Below are 17,513 nucleotides of genomic sequence, written 5' to 3' on the forward strand. Positions count from 1 at the left end.
GGGGGGTGGGGGGGGGGGGGGGGGGCCCCCCCCCCCGGGGGGGGGGGGGGGGGGCCCCCCCCCCCCCCCCCCCGCTTCTGTTTGGTGCCGCTCCCCTACAGTGCCGACCAGCCGCCGTCGGAGGCGAGGATGGCGCCGTTGATGTTGGTGCCGTCGTTGCTGAGCAGGAAGGTGATGGAGGCGGCGAGCTGCGCCGCGGTGGCGGGTGTGGGGACGGTGGCCTGCATCAGCGGGCCGAGGCGTTCGGCCGCGAGCTGGGATCCCCAGGTGGCCACGATGTTGGTGATGGTGGGGCCGGGGGCCACGGCGTTGAAGCGCAGGCCCTTGGGCCCGTACATTACGGCCGAGTTCTTGGTCAGGCCGACGACGGCGTGCTTGGACGCGGTGTAGGCGGCGCCGGCGGCGGACCCGCGCAGGCCGGCCTCGGAGGCGACGTTGACCACGGAGCCGGTGCCGGCGTCCAGCATCAGCGGCACCACGGCGCGGGTCAGGCGCATCAGGGCGGTGACGTTGATCCGGAAGACGCGGTCCCAGAGGTCATCGTCCACCTCATGGATCGGGGCGAAGTTGTCCATGATGCCGGCGACGTTCGCCAGGGCGTCGACCCGTCCGCCGGCGGCAGTGACGACGGCGGCCACGGTCTCTTCGGTGGAGATGTCGCCGGCCACGGGGACGAGGTCCAGCCCGGCGTTCTCGGCCACGAGGTCGTCCAGGCGTTCCTTGCTGATGTCGGCGGCGATGACGCGGCCGCCTTCCTTGGCGATGCGCAGGGCGGTGGCCTGGCCGATGCCGGAGGCTGCGCCGGTGACGATGACGGTCTTGCCGGCGAACCGGCCGGTGGTGGTGGCTTCCTGCCATGTAGCTTCGTTGCCCATGATGTCCTTCCAGACGTTGCTGACGGTGATGCCGCCAGCTTATGACACTCTGTGTCATTATGTAAGGGTGAATACTGGTGGGATGCCTTCGGATGCTTTAGAGACCGCCGTTCCGCGCTCCGCCGGGCGGCCGGTGACGATTGATCCCGACGCCGTGGCCGCGATCGCGCTGCGGCTGTTCGCCGAGCGCGGCTACGAGCAGACCTCCATGGAGGACATCGCGCGCGAGGCCGGGATCGGGCGCAAGAGCCTGTACCGCTACTTCTCCAGCAAGGCCGAGCTCGTCTGGGGCGGCATGGAACCGGTGGTCGAGGCGTCCCGTCTCGTGCTGGATTCGGCCCGCGTCGCCGGCGGGTCCGACGGCGACATCCTCGCGGGGCTGCGGGAGGCGGCGGTCGCCGGGGTTGCCGTTCTGCCTGACCTCGGGGTCACGCGCGGCCGGCTGCGGCTGATCGCTGAACACCCCGAGCTGGCGAGCCGGAGCTACGAGTCCCTGGCGCCCCAGCGGGAGCGGACCCGGGCATATCTGGTCTCGGCCGGCGTCTCCGAAGACGTGGCGGGGTATCTGTGCGCCGCGCTGATCGGCGCGACGTTCGAGGCCTGGATGCAGTGGGCCGCCGGGACGGATCCGGATCCGGTGCCGTATCTGGTGGCGGCTGTGGGGGTGCTGCGGGTGCCGGCCTCGTAGTGATGGCGAAACAGGTCAACCTCTCAGGACTTGCACATGCAACCCGAAAACTTGCAAACGCCGATATTGGATCTCACGTCAAGCTGGGGCTCAGAGAGGGCTACGTGGCCGTGTTTTCCGGGGCGCCTTTTCCGCGAACTCAGTACCCATTGTTGGGTCTTTAACTGCCATGCGGACGGCGATACTTCTTCTTCCGAAGTTTGCTGTGTAGTCTCTGCCTTAGTAGACAGACTTGTTCAGTCTGGTGGTCCTCAGAGGCCTTATTCCGCTCAGCGACCGGGAGCATTGCTTCGCCAGTAGTGGAAGGCCGCCCCCGTGGAACCGTTCACCTATTCAAACAGTCCCCCTCTGTCCATCGCCCAGGTCGATTGGACCCTCTACGGAGAACGCGAGCCGGTGCCACCCGGGTCCAAAAGGACGGCCGCTGACCTGTTGGTCCTGCAAGAGACGCTGCTAGCCGCGGTGATCACCCGTGTCGGCGAGGTCGAGGCCGCTGAATGGGCCCTTGACCAGGCAAAAACCGCGTGCGACGTGCATGTTGCTGCCGCCCTGGCCGCCGGAGTGCCGGCTGAAAAGCTCGTGGCGGCGGCAGGAGAACTGGCGTCGGCACCGACCGAATTAGTCGAAGACCGGGAACCGGCGCCCGCGGAAGGCTGATCCAAGTCCGCCCAGCCTGAGAGGGCTCATCGAGGCCAGGAACAAATAAGCTTCCGACCCAGACCGGCCACATGCGCGGCGGCCGTAACATCCGGGGCTTTGGCTGGCGTGGTTAGCGGAGCAGCCCCAAGTTCGGGCGGGATCTCAACAAGCTGGCCAGCGCTGACCCGACGCGCACTTTGATTCAGATCCTCTGGAAACCGCAGAACGGTTCCCTGACTTCCCTGCCTTGGAAGACGGGATGACCTGGCGGATTAAGTCACGCTGTTGAGGTTTGCTGGTGCTTCCCGGCATCTGGAGAGCGCCACTCCACCGCCGGCCGAGACTGCTGATAGCGGATATTACGTCAAGTTGATCCGCAGAGAGACGAACCATCCTTCTCCGTCTCGAGGCCGACAGACGAATTGTTGTATTCCCCCTAGACCTCCGCCACCGGGGCCGCGAACTGCGCCGCATAAAGCGCCGCATAGGCCCCACCAGCGGCCAGCAACTCCGCATGCGTCCCCTGCTCCACGATCTGCCCGGACTCCATCACCAGGATGAGGTCGGCGTCGCGGATGGTGGAGAGGCGGTGCGCGATCACGAAGCTGGTCCGGTCGGACCGCAGTGCGCCCATGGCCTTCTGCACCAGCACCTCGGTGCGGGTGTCCACCGAGCTCGTGGCCTCGTCCAGGATCAGCACGGACGGCCGGGCCAGGAACGCCCGGGCGATGGTGAGCAGCTGCTTCTCACCGGCGGAGACGTTGGAGCCCTCGTCGTCGAGCACGGTGTCGTAGCCCTCCGGCAGGGACCGGACAAACCGGTCCACGTACGTCGCCCGCGCCGCCTCCAGGATCTCGGCCTCCGAAGCGCCAGGCCGGCCGTAGGCGATGTTGTCCCGGATGGTCCCGCCGAACAGCCACGTGTCCTGCAGCACCATGCCCATCCGCGAGCGCAGATCGTTGCGGGTCATCGCGGTGACGTCCACGCCGTCGAGCGTGATCCGCCCGGCGTCGAGCTCGTAGAAGCGCATCATCAGGTTAACCAGGGTGGTCTTGCCCGCCCCGGTGTGCCCCACAATGGCGACGGTCTGGCCCGGCTCGGCCACGAGGGTCAGGTCCGTGATCAGCGGCTTGTCCGGGGAGTAGGAGAAGGAGGCGTCCTCGAACACCAGCCGGCCGCGGCCGCCGTTAGGCGCCACGGAAGGAGAAGGATCCGCCGATTGCTCTTCTGTGTCCAGCAGCTCAAACACCCGCTCGGCCGAGGCCACCCCGGACTGCAGCAGGTTGGCCATGGACCCCAGCTGGGCCAGCGGCTGGGTGAACTGCCGGGAGTACTGGATGAACGCCTGCACGTCGCCCAGCTGCATGGCCCCCGAGGCTACCTGCAGGCCGCCCACCACGGCGATCCCCACGTAAACCAGGTTCCCGATGAACGTCATGGCCGGCATGATCAGCCCGGAAATGAACTGCGCGCCGAAGCTCGCCTGGTACAGCTCCACGTTCTTCTGCCGGAACCGCTCCTCCACCTCGTGCTGCCGGCCGAAGACCTTCACCAGGGCGTGACCGGTGTAGGTCTCCTCGATCTGCCCGTTGAGCTCACCGGTGTGCTTCCACTGCGCGACGAACAGCTTCTGGGAGCGCTTGGCGATCATCGCCGTCGTCACCAGCGTCAGCGGAATGGTCACCAGCGCAATCAGCGCCAGCGTGGGCGAGAGCAGGAGCATCATCACCAGCACCCCCACCACGGTCAGCAGCGAGGTCACGGCCTGGCTGATGGACTGCTGCAGGCTCTGCGAGATGTTGTCGACGTCGTTGGTCACCCGGCTGAGCAGCTCGCCGCGCTGAACGGAATCGAAGTAGCGCAGCGGCAGCCCGTTGATCTTCGCCTCGATCCGTTCGCGCAGCCGGAACACCGTGCGCTGCACGACGCCGTTGAGGATATACGCCTGCATCCAGCCGAACGCCGAGGCCAGCACGTACAGGGCAACCGCCCACAGCAGCACGGTGGCCAGCGCGGCAAAGTCGATCCCGGTGCCGGGCGTGAGCGTCATGGCGCTGAGCATGTCCGCCTGCTGGGTCTCCCCCGCGGCGCGCAGCTGCGCGATCACCTGCGCTTGGGTCTCCCCTGCGGGCAGCTGCTTGGACACGACGCCGGCGAAGATCAGGTTGGTGCCCTCGCCCAGCAGCCGCGGCCCGATCACTGAGAACGTCACGCTCACGACGGCGAGCAGCAGGACCAGCGTCAGCCACAGTCGTTCGGGCCGCAGCTCGCCCAGCAGCCGCCGGGCGGACGGGCCGAAGTTCATGGCCTTCTCGACCGGGATGTTCATCCCGGCAAACGGGCCGCCGCGGCCTGGTCCGCCCGCCGGGCGGGGAATCCGCATGGGCGCCTGCGCGGCGGGCGCGGCAGGTGCTCCGGAAGTCCCGGGAGCGGCGGCGGGGGCCGGCGTCGGCGCCTTGTCGGTCCGGCTCATGCCGCCTCCTCCGCCGCGAGCTGCGAGTTGACAATCTCCTGGTACGTTTCGGACGTCTGGAGCAGCTCCTCGTGCGTGCCGTGCGCGACGATCCTGCCGCGGTCCAGCACCAGGATCTGGTCCGCGTCCACAATGCTGGAGACCCGCTGCGCGATGATCACCAGGGTGGCCCCGGCGGTGTGCTGCTTGAGCGCCTGCCGCAGCCGGGCGTCCGTGGCGGTGTCCAGTGAGGAGAAGGAGTCGTCAAAGATGTAGAGCTCGGGCCGTTTCACGAGTGCCCGGGCGATCGCGAGCCGCTGCCGCTGGCCGCCGGAGACGTTGGTGCCGCCCTGCGAGATCGGCGCGTCCAGCCCGCCTTCGAGCTCCTCCACGAAGTCCTGCGCCTGCGCAATGCTCAGCGCCCGCCAGAGCTCGGCCTCGGTGGCGTCGGGTTTGCCGTAGAGCAGGTTGCTGCGCACCGTGCCGGAGAACAGGAAGGGTTTCTGCGGGACCAGGCCGATGTGCCCCCACAGCAGGTCAGGGTGGAGCTCGCGCACGTCCACACCGTCGATCCGCACCGAGCCGGAGGTCGCGTCGAACAGCCGCGGCATCAGGTTCACCAGGGTGGTCTTGCCGGCGCCGGTACTGCCGATGATCGCCGTCGTCTGCCCCGCCCGGGCGGTAAAGCTCACGTCCTGGAGCACCGGCTGCTCGGCCCCCGGGTAGGCGAACCCGACGTCGCGCATCTCCAGCTCGCCGCGGGCCGCCCGCCCGGCCGCGCGCGAAACCGGGTGCAGCGGCGGCCGGACGCTGGACTCGGTCCCGAGCACCTCGCCAATCCGGTCCCCGGACACGGCCGCGCGCGGGATCATGATCGCCATGAACGTGGCCATCATGACGGACATCAGGATCTGCATGAGGTAGCTCAGGAACGCGATGAGGGTGCCAACCTGCATGGACCCGTCCTCGATCCGGAACGCGCCGAACCAGATGACGGCCGCGCTGGAGACGTTGAGCACCAGCATCACGGTGGGGAACGCGAGCGCCATCAGCCGGCCGGCGCGCAGCGCAGTGTCCGTGACGTCCTCGTTAGCGCGGGCAAAGCGCGCGGTCTCCACGTCCTCCCGGACGAAGGCCCGCACCACGCGGATGCCGGTGAGCTGTTCGCGCAGCACCCGGTTGACGGTGTCGATCCGGGTCTGCATGAGCCGGAACAGCGGCACCATCCGGAAAATGATCGACCCCACCCCAACCAGGAGCACGGGCACACTGACCGCGATCAGCCAGGACAGCTGTACGTCCTGCCGGATGGCCATGATCACCCCGCCGATGCAGAGCATGGGCGCCGTGACCATGAGCGTGGCGGACATCAGGACCAGCTGCTGGACCTGCTGGACATCGTTGGTGGAGCGGGTGATCAGGCTGGGCGGCCCGAACCGGGTGACTTCCTGCTCGGAAAACGCCGCCACCTGGCCGAAGATGGCACCCCGGAGGTCCCGGCCCAGCGCCATCGCTGCCTTCGCGCCGAAGTACACGGCCACGACGGTGCAGACGATCTGCAGCAGGGTAACCAGGAGCATCAGGCCGCCGATGCGCAGGATGTACTCCGTGTTCCCCGTCGCCACGCCGTTATCGATGATGTCCGCATTCAGGGTGGGCAGGTACAGCGAGGCGATGGACGCCGCCAGCTGGAAGACGACGACGGCGAGCAGCAGCCGGCGCTGCGGCCGCAGGTATTCGACGAGCAGTTTCCAGAGCATCCGGTCTCCACTTCACGCGTCACAGGCACTTGTGTGGGTCAGTCTACGTCCGGCCGCCGGGAGATAGCTGGGTTCCTCTCAGGGCGAATCGGGGGCGGGCCTGCGGCGATGTTTTTGCTTGCCCGGCACTCCGCCAACGGTGTAGCTTGACCGGATGCTGAGCATTGGCTCGATCGTGATCCGGGTGGACAACCTCGAACGCCAGATGAGTTTCTGGCAGGCCGCCCTGGGCTACGAACCGCGGTACGCGCCCGACGGCGACTTCGTGATCCTGCAGCCGCCGGGCGGTAAAGGCACGTGCATCTCCCTGGACCGCGTCCCGGCGGCCGTCCAGATTCCCCCGCGCCTGCATCTGGACCTGTACACGGACCAACAGGACGCCGAAGTGCAGCGGCTCCTGGCCCTGGGCGCCACCCGGGTGGAATGGAGCAAGCTGCCGGCGGACGCCGACTACGTGATTCTCGCCGATCCGGAAGGCAACAGGTTCTGCGTGGTGGACACCGCCGGGACGGGCAATTCGCCCGCGCCCGCCTAGCCGCCTGGCTACCCTCCCCGCCAGCCGTCCGGCCTTAACTCAGCCGCCCAGCACCACGTTGGCCGGGTCCTCGCCGGCCAGCATGAGATCGATCTGGATCTGCAACAGCCGGCCCATCCGGGGGCGCATCGCCGAGCTCGCGCCGCCCACGTGCGGGCTGATGATGACACCCGGCGTCCGCCACAGCGGGTGGTCCTGGGGCAGGGGCTCTGGATCGGTGACGTCCAAGGCGGCGCGGATCCGGCCGGAGGCGGTGTGCCGGACCAGGGCATCAGTGTCCGCCACCGGGCCGCGGGCCACGTTCACCACCAGGGCGCCGTCCGGCATGGCCGAGAGGAAGGCATCATCAATCAGGTGCCGGGTGGAGTCGCTGAGCGGAACGCCCACCACCACGATGTCGTGCACGGGCAGCAGTGCCGGGAGCTCCGCAATGCCGTGGATCCGGCCGCGCTCATCCATGCGTTCCCTGCTGGCCACCCTGGTCACGCTGGTCTCGAACGGAATGAGCCGGTCCTCGATGGACCTGCCCACCCCGCCGTAGCCGACAATCAGGACGCGGCGGTCTGCCAGGCTGGCTGTGGGCCTGGCCTCCCACCGGCCTTCCTGCTGGTTCTGGATCAGACGGGGCAACTCGCGCTGGCTGGCGAGGATCAAGGCGAGTGCCAGCTCCGCGGTGGAGGTCTCGTGCACGCCAGACGCGTTGGCGAAGACCCGTCCGGCCGGCAGGAACTCCGCCACGCCGTCATATCCGATCGACTGGCTCTGCACCAAGGCCGTCTCCACGGATTCCAGGCCCTGCAGGACCTGCGGGCCACCCATGTAGGGCGGAACGACGATGTCGATCCGCGGCAGGGGCGGCTCACCGGCCAGGTCCCACTCCAGGATGGTGACGTCCGGGTGCGGCTGAAGGTATTCGCGCAACGCGGCGTCCGGCAGGCTGACAGTAATTTTCCGGCTCATGAGTGCCAGCGTAGTGGACCAGGATGCGGGAGTTTTGTCCGACTTTGGCCCCGCCCCGCGCGCTGCGTGGACTTCGCCCCCGGCCGCGCCTAACGTCGAAGGCAGCATCCAGTCGAGTCCGGAAGGCCCACGCACATGACGAAACCGGGCCCCCGGCCGGCCGCTCCCACCCACCGCAGGAAAACGCTCTTGGTCTGGGCCGCCGCCGCGCTCCTGCTGGCCGCCGTCGTGATTCTCGGCGGCATCCGCTCCGTCCCGCCAACGCACAGAGACTTTCTGTCTAGTGACTTCCGGACCGCCGCCCACCAGCAAGCGCCGAGCCCGTCAGCGGCCGCCCCGGCGCCCGCGTCACCCGCCGTCGACCTCGCCGCGGAGATCCAGCGGATCATCGGCGAACACCCCGATCACAGGATCGGCGTCGCCGTGATGGACACCCGCGACGGTCAGCTGCAGAGCTATGGCGACGTGGCACCGTACACGGCGGCGAGCACCGCGAAAGTCCTGACCGCCGCCGCGTACTACCACCTCGTGGAAACCGGCGATAAGTCCCTCGATACTCCCCTGGGCGCGTTCAATGCCGCGTTCCAGCTCAAGGCCATGATCAACACCAGCAGCGACGACTCGTGGCTGCTGCTGATGCAAGATATCGGCTACCCCAACCTCACCGCCTACGCCGCCACGCTCGGCATCACCTACGATCCCGAGAAGAACCTCATTGCCCCGCCGGACATGGCGCGGCTCCTGACGCAGCTCGCCACGGGCAAGCTGCTCAACGCCGATCACACCGCGGAACTGCTGGGCTACATGCAGCACACCAATGACGAGGACCTCATCCCGGCGGCGCTCGCCCCCGGCATCACGGTGCACCACAAGTACGGCGTGGTGCTGGGCTACGTCCACGACGCCGCGCTGCTCAGCGCCGGCGACCGCTCCTATGCGGTGGTCATCTACACGTGGGGCCCGAACGACGCCGACAGCGCGGACCGTCTGGACCTCATCCACGACCTGACTCACCAGGTCACGGGTGCCCTGTTCGGGCAGTAGCACGACAGTATTGACGTGCACCTGCGTGGGACCTGTTAACAGTCTGAAAATCAACCGATCAGAGGTGGCGCACGCTCCATTACGGGGGCAGGATGAAAGAAGCGGGAATAGTCTCAGCCGCAACTGCCCGATGGAATCCCACGATCATGGGCCGCCCTCTGGAGGAGCACCAGATGTCCATTCCTTCTGAATCGCGAACCTGCCGTCCCGCCGAAGCCGGGACCCCCGGTCCCCCACGGCCCGCCGCGCCACCCTGACCGGGCCCGCGCCGCCCAAACCGCGAGCCCCGCACCATTGGGGCCCGGAACCGCCCGCACTCCGGGCAGATCGAGGCTGCTGGGGCCTCGGATTCCTCCCGACTCGTGAGCAGGAGACGCCGCAGTATTGGGGCAAGCCAGGATCCCGTGAATTAGGCCCGCGCCGACGCGCGGCCCAGAGGGTACTCGCGGATCCGGGCTTTTTCCAGGGAGTCACCTTGATCCGCATCCTCATTGCAGAAGACGAAGAACGCATCTCCCGGTTCATCGAAAAGGGCCTGCGCGCGGCTGGCTACGCGCCCACCGTGGTGGCCGACGGCGTCACGGCCGTGGACTACGCCTCCAGCGGCGAATTCGATCTCCTGCTCCTCGACATCGGGCTCCCCCGCCTGGACGGTTACGCCGTCCTGGCGGCCCTGCGCCGCAGCCAGGTGGGCATCCCGGTCATCTTCCTCACGGCCCGCGGGTCATCCACCGACACCGTCGCAGCGCTGGAGGGCGGCGCCGACGACTACATCGTCAAGCCGTTCCACTTCGAAGAACTCGTGGCGCGCATCCGGGCCCGGATCCGCAAAGGGGACACCGGTGATGTGCTGGCGGGAAGCGTCATGCGCTACGGACCCCTGGAGCTGAACCTGCTCACCCGCACGGTCAGCGTGGACGGCCGGATGGTGGAGCTCTCCGCCCGCGAATTCGCCTTGGTGGAAATGTTCCTGCTGCACCCTGGGCAGGTCCTGAGCCGGCAGCAGCTGCTCAGCCACGTCTGGGGCTACGACTTCGACGGCACGTCCAACGTGGTGGACGTGTACGTGCGCCAGTTGCGGATGAAACTCGGCGCCGACCGCATCCTCACCACCCGGGGCGCCGGGTACCGCCTCAGCTAGGCCCAAGCTAGTCAGAACTACGTAAACCGCTGCAATGCCAGCTGGTCGTCCCAGGAAGGGAACAGAGTGGCCACCTTGGATGAACGTCCCAGCGGGGACGCCCAGGCCGGGCCGGCGGCTGCCTCTCCTGAGTCGGAAACCCAGGACCCGTCCGGCTGGGGCGCCAAGATCCACTCGGTGCGTTTCCGGGTGGTCGCGGCCATGCTGGGCATGATGCTCGCCGGGCTCATCACTGCGGGGTTGGTCACGTTCGTGGTCCAGTTCCAGGAGTCCGACGCCAGGCTCGACCAGGCGCTTCTGGACAAGGCCAACGCCGTGGTCAAGCTGGTCCAGACCAAGAAAACGTCCGGGGACTACGCCGACAAGACGTACATCAGTGCCCTTCACGAGGCCGCGGAAGATCTCGAGCCGCGCAGCAACGAAGTCATGGCCGGGATTGTGGATGGGCGCGTGGCGTGGACCGTTGAGGGCAGCGGGGACACCGACCTCCTGAACCAAGGCATGTTCGCCGACGCCGCCCAGCTCAGGAATCCGGCCGGCGCATCCTTCGGCGAGCTGAACTCGGACGGCCGCCCGCTCAGGACTGTGGTGCTGCCCATGAGGGGCGTCACCGGGGCGTTCCTCATGGTCGGTCGGGACGCGGGCGACCAGCGCGAGCACAATGCCAGCTCCGTCCAGACGTATTCTCTGGTGGCCCTCGGCATGCTCTCAGCGGCCGCGGTGATCGGCGGCATCGTCGCCGGGCGGCTGCTCGATCCGCTCCGCCGTATGCGCGAGACTTCCAGGGCGGTGGGCCCGGAGGACCTTACGCAGCGGGTGGAGGTGCGCAAGGGTGAGGACGACGTCACTCTGCTTGCCAAGACCTTCAACACCATGCTGGAAAGGCTGGATGAGGGCGCCCAGCAGCAACAGCAGTTCCTGGACGACGCCGGCCATGAGCTGCGGACCCCGCTGACCATTCTCCGCGGGCACCTCGAGCTCGTGACAGTCGATGATCCGGAAGATGTCATTGCCACCAGGGACGTGCTGCTGGACGAGGTGGACCGGATGCAGCGCCTGGTGGACGACCTCCTGCTGCTCGCCAACTCCGGCGACCCCGGCTTCATCCGGCGTGAACCCGTCCGGATCACGGAGCTCCTGGACCAAGTCATGGAGAAAGTGCACGTCCTCGCCGACCGCAACTGGCAGATCGATGAAAGAGCCGACTACGTGGTGGAGGCGGATCCGCAGCGTCTCACCCAGGCCCTGGTCCAACTCGCTGCCAACGCCGTCAAATACACCGGGCCGTCCTCCACGATCGCGCTGGGTTCCCGGATTGAGCGCCCGACGGCGGACGACGGCACCTCGCTGCCCCCGCAGGACACCCTCCTGCTGTGGGTGCGCGATGACGGGATCGGCATCGCAGCCGAGGACCAGCAACGGATCTTCGAACGCTTCGGCCGGGCGCACACGGGCCGCGGCGAGCAGGGCTCGGGACTGGGCCTGGCAATCGTTTCGGCAATCGCCCAGGCGCACGGCGGCGTCGCCACAGTGGAGTCCGAATACGGCCATGGGGCCACGTTCTTGATCCGGATCCCCCTGCAGTCCACCGGCGTCCGCGTCTGAACTGGGCTGCCGGCTGACTCACGCCCGCACCCAACCGGTCGCCCGCCTAAGCGCGGGGCCGCAGACGCCGGGCCTTGGATGAGAAATCCTTCATCTTCTCCTCATCCCACCCTCACTCTTGGGGTGCAGGCTGGTGTCTATCATCGGACAGCGCCGGCACCGGGCACAGCTGCGATCGCGGCCAAGCCCGGGGCACCAGGGGGCGGGGGAGGATTTGCTGTGGAGCCACTGCGGATAGTGCTGTACTCACATGATTCAGTGGGCCTGGGACATGTGCGTCGGAATCTGGCACTGGCCCACGCACTGAACAATCAGCTTCCCGGCTTGATCGGCCGCCCCGTCACCGGAATCCTCATCACCGGCACAGCCCTGGCCCCGGCGTTCCAGTTGCCCGACGGCTGGGACTGGGTGCTTCTTCCCGGCGTCGCGAAGGGGTCCGCGGGCTACCTGCCCCGGAACCTGGCGTTGCCCATGCATGAGCTCGTCCCATTGCGGGCCAGGCTGCTGCAGGCAACGCTGGCCGGATTCTCCCCCCACCTGGTGGTGGTGGACCGGCACGCCACGGGCGTCCACGGCGAACTAGAAATAGCCTTGCGGCGCGCACGCACCGCCGGGCCCGTGCGCGTGGTCCTCGGCCTCCGCGAGGTCCTTGACTCGCCCGCCGCGGCCCTCAGCGAATGGGCCAAGGTGGGCGGACCCCGCGTGGTCAAGGCCCTGTTCGATGCCATCTGGGTCTACGGCGATCCCGCCGTCCACGATCCCGTGGCCTCCGGCGAAATACCGTTCGCCCTCCGGAAGCTCATCCGGTACACGGGCTACCTCGCCGAGGGGCGCCCTTCGGTGTCTGGAACTAGCTGCATGCCCGGCCAGTACTGCATGACGACCGTCGGCGGGGGCTCGGACGGCTTTGCCCTGGCCCGTGTCGCCGTCGCCGCGCCGGTCCCGGACGGGCTGGGACACCTGGTGGTCGCCGGACCGCAGATGCCCGCCGAGCAGCTCAACGACCTCCGGCAGCAAGCCCGCCCGGGCGTAAGAGTGGTGTCCACAGTGGAAGACATCGTGTTTCACATCCGGCACGCCGGCGCCGTCGTCGCCATGGGCGGCTACAACACGGTGTGCGAGATCATGAGCACCACTGTCCCCGCGCTGATCGTGCCCCGCACGCAGTCGCGCGCCGAGCAGCGGATCCGGGCCGCGTCCCTGGCCGCGGCAGGGTATTTGGAACAACACGACATTGGCACGCTGACGCCCGAGATCCTGGCCGGCTGGCTGGCCGCCCGGCTCGGCACCACTGTGGACCGCCGTCGAGCGGTGCTGGACGGCCTGATCCGGGTTCCGCAGCTGGCCGCCGAGCTGCTGCGGCCGCTGGCCGATTCCGATCAGTTCAGTCCCGATCAGGCCAATTCCGAACTGGCCAATTCCGATCTGGCCAATTCCGATCTGATCAGTGCAGATCAGTTCCGGGCGGACGAAAGCGTGGCCGCAGCCCGCACGAAGGACGGTGCCAGCCGTGTCGCCGTTTGAACCCGGGACGGCGTACGTCCTGAAGGTGTATCCGCGTTTCTCCGAAACGTTCATCGTCTCTGAGATCCTGGCCCGCGAGGCGGCGGGGGACCGGATCGAGATCTTCTCGCTCCGGCCCACCGACGACCCCCGGTTCCATCCGGAGCTCGCCCGGGTCCAGGCACCGGTGACGTACATTGACCGCCCCATCAAGGCATCGCTCCTGTGGCAGAGCCTCCGGATGGCCGACGCGGCCGGGCTCACGGCCGCCGTCGGCCGGAATCTGGGCGAACTCACCGCAGCCACGGCGGACGACGCCGTCCAGGCCATCAGCCTGGCCACTGCCATGCAGGACCGGAACATCCAGCACATGCACGTCCACTTCGCCTCGGGCGCCACCACTGTGGCGCGGCTGGCGTCCCTGATTACCGGGATCCCGTTCTCGTTCACCGCGCACGCGGTGGATATCTTCCATGATTCGGTCCAGGACGAGGATCTGCGGCTCAAGCTGGAGCAGGCCCACCACGCCGTAACCATCAGCCAGTACAACATGCGCTACCTGCGCCGCCGCTTCCCGGGCGCGACGTCCCGGCTCCATCTGGTGCGCAACGGCCTGGAGCTGGAGCGCTTTCCCTACCGGGAGCCCCGCCCGCTCGGCACCACCGTGCGGATCGCCGCCGTCGGTCGCCTAGTGGAGAAGAAGGGCTTCCAGCATCTGTTGCCGGCGGCCGCCGAGCTGCTGGACCAGGGGGTCAAAATGGACCTCCGGATCGCCGGGACCGGGATCATGGCCGAGGAGTTGGAGGCCAGCATCGGTCAGCTCCGGCTCCGCGAGCACGTCCGCCTCCTTGGCCCCCAGACCCAGGACCAGGTCCACGAGCTGCTCGACTCCGCCGATATCTTCGTGGCGCCCTGCGTGATCGGCGCCGACGGCAACGCGGACGGCATGCCCACAGTCCTGCTCGAGGCCATGGCCACGGGCGTCCCCTGCGTCAGCACGTCCGTCACCGGCATCCCCGAAGTGGTCCGGAACGGCTCCACCGGGGTCCTGGTCCGGCCCGGCAACCCGCACGTCCTGGCCCGCGGCATCCGCACGCTCGGCTCCCCCGCCACGGACAGGGTTGCTGTGTCCCGCAATGCCCGCGCCCTGATCGAGGAGGACTACGACGTCCACCGCCAGGCCGGGCTCCTGAGGTCCCTCTCCCGTTCGGAAAGGAGAGTTGCATGACACGTGTGGCTTACCTCTGCGCCGACCCCGGCGTGCCTGTTTTCGGCACCAAGGGTTCCTCGGTGCATGTCCAGGAAATCGTCCGTGCGTGGCGCGGGACCGGCGCCGCCGTCACGGTTTACTGCACCCAGCTCGGCACCGAGCGGCCCGTGGATCTTGCCGATCTCGATGTCGTCGAAGTCAAGCCGGAATCCGTCCCCGGCCCCGCGCGGGAACGGGCGGTCCAGGACGCGGCGCTGGGCCTGGCCGACGAGGTCCTGCGCAACGGCTGCGGGCTGTTCTACGAGCGCTATTCGCTGTTCAGCCCGGCACTGTCCGTGGTGGCCCGCATCCTGGACGTGCCGTCGGTGCTTGAGGTCAATGCCCCGCTCATCGAGGAGCAGCAGCGGTACCGTCAGTTGCTGGATGTGAAGAAGGCTGAGACGGTGTTCCGCCGCAACGCCGCAACGGCCGACGTCGTCGCTTGCGTCTCGGATCCCGTGGTGCGCTGGGTGCGGGCGCGGGTGCCGACCGCCAGGACGGTGCTGGCACCAAACGGCGTGAACGTCGAGCGGATCCCGGGCCGCCGCCCCGGCCGCCGGAATCCGGACCACCTCACGGTCGGGTTTGTCGGAACCTTGAAGCCGTGGCACGGTGTCCCCGCCCTGCTGCACGGTGTGGCCCTGGCCAACCAGCAGACCGTCGACCCGGCCCTGCGCTGGCAGGTCCACGTGGTGGGTAACGGCCCCGGCAGGGTGGACCTTGAACGCCTGGCTGAGTCCCTCGGCGTGCCAACGGTGTTCACCGGCGCCGTTCCGCCGGCTGCCGTGCCCGGCCTCCTGGCAGAGTTCGACGCCGCCGCCGCCCCTTATCCCCCGGACGAACCCGGCCAGGACGACTACTTCTCGCCGCTGAAGGTCTTTGAGTACATGGCGGCCGCGCTGCCCGTGGTCGCGAGCGCCGTGGGCCAGATCCCGTCCATCATCCAGGACGGCCGCACCGGAATCCTCGTCCCGCCCGGGGACACCGCCGCTCTCGCGGTCGCCCTCATCCGGCTCGGCGAAGACCCGAATCTGCGGGACAGGCTGGGGCGCGAGGCCCGGAGCGACGCCGTGCAAAGGTTCAGCTGGAGCGGTGTGCTGTCCCGGATCACCGGGGCACTGCCGCCTGCACGCAGACTGGCAACGCAATGACCGCCGGCTCCAGGCATACGCACCCCCGTAGCTGGCGGACCCTGTGGCGCAAGACCCGCGCCGACGCTCCGGCTGAACCCTCAGCGCTGCGGCGGACCTTGCGGTGCGTCCGCCCGCATTTGCGCGGGCACAGGCTGCTCATCACCTGGGGATTCATTGCCATGGCCACGGAAATCCTCTTCCGGCTCCTTGAACCGTGGCCAGTGAAAATCGTCCTCGACTCCGTCTCACACTCACTCGGCGCCAATCTGCGCCGGTCCCCGCTCAGCGTCGAGGCAAGCGCCGACGTGCTGCTTCTCTGCGCCGGCGCGGTGATTGTCATCAGCCTGATCCGGGCCGTGGCAAGCTACGTGTCCGCGATCTCGTTTGCCCTCGTGGGTACCCGCGTTTCCTCCGAATTGCGCGCCCGCACCTTCCGCCACCTCCAGGGCCTGTCGATGCGCCACCACAGCCGCGCCTCCACCGGTGACACGGTCCAGCGGCTCGTCGGGGACGTGTCCCGGCTGCAGGACGTGGCCATCACCGCGGGGCTCCCGCTCATCGGCAATTTCGTGTCCCTGATCGCAATGATGATCATCATGCTCTGGCTCGATCCATTGATCGCGCTGGTGACGTTCCTGTCCATCGGGATCTTCATCTTGTTGTCCCGCAAGAGCTCGGGATCGATTACCACCGCGGCCCGCAAGTCACGCAAGGGCGAAAGCGCCCTGGCCACCACTGCCGCACAGACGCTGGGGGCAATGCGCGAAGTGCAGGCGTATGGACTCGAGGACACCATCAGCTCGGGTTTCGGCAAGAGCAACCAGGCAGCACTTGGCTCCGGGGTGGTCACGCTGCGGCTGTCCGCCAGCCTGCAACGGAAAACCGACGTCCTGACGGGAATCGCGACGGGGGTGGTCCTGGCTGCCGGTGGCTGGAGGGTGATGCAACATGCGATGACCCCCGGAGATCTGGTCGTTTTCCTGTTTTACCTGAAAACCGGCCTGAGGCCGCTCAAGGATGTGGCCAGGTACACGAGCCGCATCGCCCGCGCGACGGCCTCCGGGGAACGGGTGGCAGACCTGCTCGAGGCCCAAAGTGACGTGCCCGAGGCACCGCACGCCGTCGCCCTCAAGAGCCCGCACCCGGACATCGTCTTCGACCACGTCTGGGCCGGGCACTTCGACGGAGCCGCGGTGCTCAAGGGGGTCACCCTGACCATACCGGCGGGTCAGCACTGCGCCGTGCTGGGGCCCTCCGGGGCCGGGAAGTCCACGCTGGCCTCCATGATCCTTCGGATGGTGGACCCCTGGGAGGGGAGTGTCAGCCTCGGAGGGGAGGACCTGCGGGCCCTGACGATCGCTTCCGTGCGCGCCCATGTCTCAATCCTGCTCCAGGACTCCGTGCTGTTCGGAACCTCGGTCCGGGAGAACATCAGGTTCGGCCGCCTCGATGCCACCGATGAGGAGATTGAAGCCGTGGCCGCCCTTGCCCAGGCCGACGGTTTCATCCGCGCACTGCCCGAGGGCTACGAAACTGTCCTCGGCGAGGCGGCCAATGATCTTTCCGGGGGCCAGCGTCAACGGCTGGCCGTCGCCCGCGCCATGCTCCGCAAAGCGCCCATCGTGATCCTGGACGAGGCGACGGCCGGGCTTGATCCGGCATCGCGGGATTCGGTCCTCGACGCCCTGGACACACTCACCGAGGGCCGGACCTCCATCACGATTACCCACGACGTCAACTCGGCCCAATCGTGCGACCGGGTGATCTGGCTCGAAGACGGCGAAATCCTCGAAGACGGGCCGCCGCAGTCGTTGCTGGCCGATCCGGATTCCCGCTTCGCCGGCTGGGTCCATCGGCAGCAGAGCGGAGAAGCGGGCGAACTGTTCAAGGTGCAGTCATGAGCAAGGTGCCGTCATGAGTAGGGTGCCG

14 protein-coding genes are annotated in these 17,513 nt (G+C 68.0%); 10 read left to right on the top strand and 4 right to left on the bottom strand.

Going from position 1 to position 17,513, the window contains the following annotated elements; all coding sequences use genetic code 11:
* Window positions 1–95 precede the first annotated feature (95 nt).
* Window positions 96–875, bottom strand: coding sequence for an SDR family NAD(P)-dependent oxidoreductase (locus M2428_RS19555; protein WP_277527627.1), 780 nt, complete (start codon window positions 873–875; stop codon window positions 96–98).
* A gap of 82 nt (window positions 876–957) precedes the next feature.
* Here M2428_RS19555 and M2428_RS19560 point away from each other — a divergent pair, with 82 nt between their 5' ends.
* Together M2428_RS19560 and M2428_RS19565 are read left to right on the top strand one after the other, a co-directional pair.
* Entirely contained in the window at window positions 958–1,563 is a 606-nt protein-coding gene (locus tag M2428_RS19560) for a TetR family transcriptional regulator (RefSeq protein ID WP_277527628.1), read from the top strand.
* A 315-nt stretch (window positions 1,564–1,878) separates the two neighbouring features.
* Window positions 1,879–2,220 (top strand): hypothetical protein, encoded by a 342-nt coding sequence (locus tag M2428_RS19565; protein WP_277527629.1) that lies wholly within the window; start codon window positions 1,879–1,881, stop codon window positions 2,218–2,220.
* Between the two features lie 418 nt (window positions 2,221–2,638).
* Here M2428_RS19565 and M2428_RS19570 read toward each other — a convergent pair whose 3' ends face one another.
* Window positions 2,639–4,585: an ABC transporter ATP-binding protein gene (locus tag M2428_RS19570; RefSeq protein WP_277527678.1), complete on the bottom strand. Its 1,947-nt coding sequence runs from the start codon at window positions 4,583–4,585 to the stop codon at window positions 2,639–2,641.
* A gap of 86 nt (window positions 4,586–4,671) precedes the next feature.
* Window positions 4,672–6,414 carry an ABC transporter ATP-binding protein gene (locus tag M2428_RS19575; RefSeq protein ID WP_277527630.1) on the bottom strand — a complete coding sequence of 581 codons (1,743 nt, stop codon included), beginning with the start codon at window positions 6,412–6,414 and terminating at the stop codon, window positions 4,672–4,674.
* Between the two features lie 154 nt (window positions 6,415–6,568).
* On the opposite strand from M2428_RS19575, the gene M2428_RS19580 reads away from it, so the two are divergent.
* Window positions 6,569–6,949, top strand: a complete 381-nt coding sequence (locus M2428_RS19580) for a VOC family protein (protein WP_277527632.1) — start codon at window positions 6,569–6,571, stop codon at window positions 6,947–6,949.
* A gap of 39 nt (window positions 6,950–6,988) precedes the next feature.
* Here the strand turns inward: M2428_RS19580 and M2428_RS19585 are convergent, their stop codons facing one another.
* Window positions 6,989–7,909 (bottom strand): 2-hydroxyacid dehydrogenase, encoded by a 921-nt coding sequence (locus M2428_RS19585; RefSeq protein ID WP_277527633.1) that lies wholly within the window; start codon window positions 7,907–7,909, stop codon window positions 6,989–6,991.
* A gap of 135 nt (window positions 7,910–8,044) precedes the next feature.
* Between M2428_RS19585 and M2428_RS19590 the strand changes: the two genes are divergently transcribed.
* The 7 genes from M2428_RS19590 to M2428_RS19620 all read left to right on the top strand — a co-directional run bounded on the left by M2428_RS19590 (window position 8,045) and on the right by M2428_RS19620 (window position 17,485).
* Window positions 8,045–8,953, top strand: a complete 909-nt coding sequence (locus M2428_RS19590; protein ID WP_277527634.1) for a serine hydrolase — start codon at window positions 8,045–8,047, stop codon at window positions 8,951–8,953.
* A 475-nt stretch (window positions 8,954–9,428) separates the two neighbouring features.
* On the top strand, window positions 9,429–10,094 hold the full coding sequence (locus M2428_RS19595; RefSeq protein ID WP_277527635.1) for a response regulator transcription factor: 666 nt from the start codon (window positions 9,429–9,431) through the stop codon (window positions 10,092–10,094).
* A gap of 66 nt (window positions 10,095–10,160) precedes the next feature.
* On the top strand, window positions 10,161–11,699 hold the full coding sequence (locus M2428_RS19600; RefSeq protein WP_277527636.1) for a HAMP domain-containing sensor histidine kinase: 1,539 nt from the start codon (window positions 10,161–10,163) through the stop codon (window positions 11,697–11,699).
* Window positions 11,700–11,972: 273 nt separating this feature from the next.
* Window positions 11,973–13,223, top strand: coding sequence for a glycosyltransferase (locus M2428_RS19605; protein WP_277527637.1), 1,251 nt, complete (start codon window positions 11,973–11,975; stop codon window positions 13,221–13,223).
* Window positions 13,210–14,430, top strand: coding sequence for a glycosyltransferase (locus tag M2428_RS19610; RefSeq protein WP_277527638.1), 1,221 nt, complete (start codon window positions 13,210–13,212; stop codon window positions 14,428–14,430). The genes M2428_RS19605 and M2428_RS19610 overlap by 14 nt, the downstream gene beginning before the upstream one ends.
* On the top strand, window positions 14,427–15,602 hold the full coding sequence (locus M2428_RS19615) for a glycosyltransferase family 4 protein (RefSeq protein ID WP_277527639.1): 1,176 nt from the start codon (window positions 14,427–14,429) through the stop codon (window positions 15,600–15,602). Before M2428_RS19610 ends, M2428_RS19615 begins: the two co-directional genes overlap by 4 nt.
* Window positions 15,599–17,485: an ABC transporter ATP-binding protein gene (locus M2428_RS19620; protein WP_277527640.1), complete on the top strand. Its 1,887-nt coding sequence runs from the start codon at window positions 15,599–15,601 to the stop codon at window positions 17,483–17,485. Before M2428_RS19615 ends, M2428_RS19620 begins: the two co-directional genes overlap by 4 nt.
* Window positions 17,486–17,513: the final 28 nt, after the last annotated feature.

Source organism: Arthrobacter sp. ES3-54 (genome assembly GCF_029504395.1).
Taxonomy (GTDB): domain Bacteria; phylum Actinomycetota; class Actinomycetes; order Actinomycetales; family Micrococcaceae; genus Arthrobacter.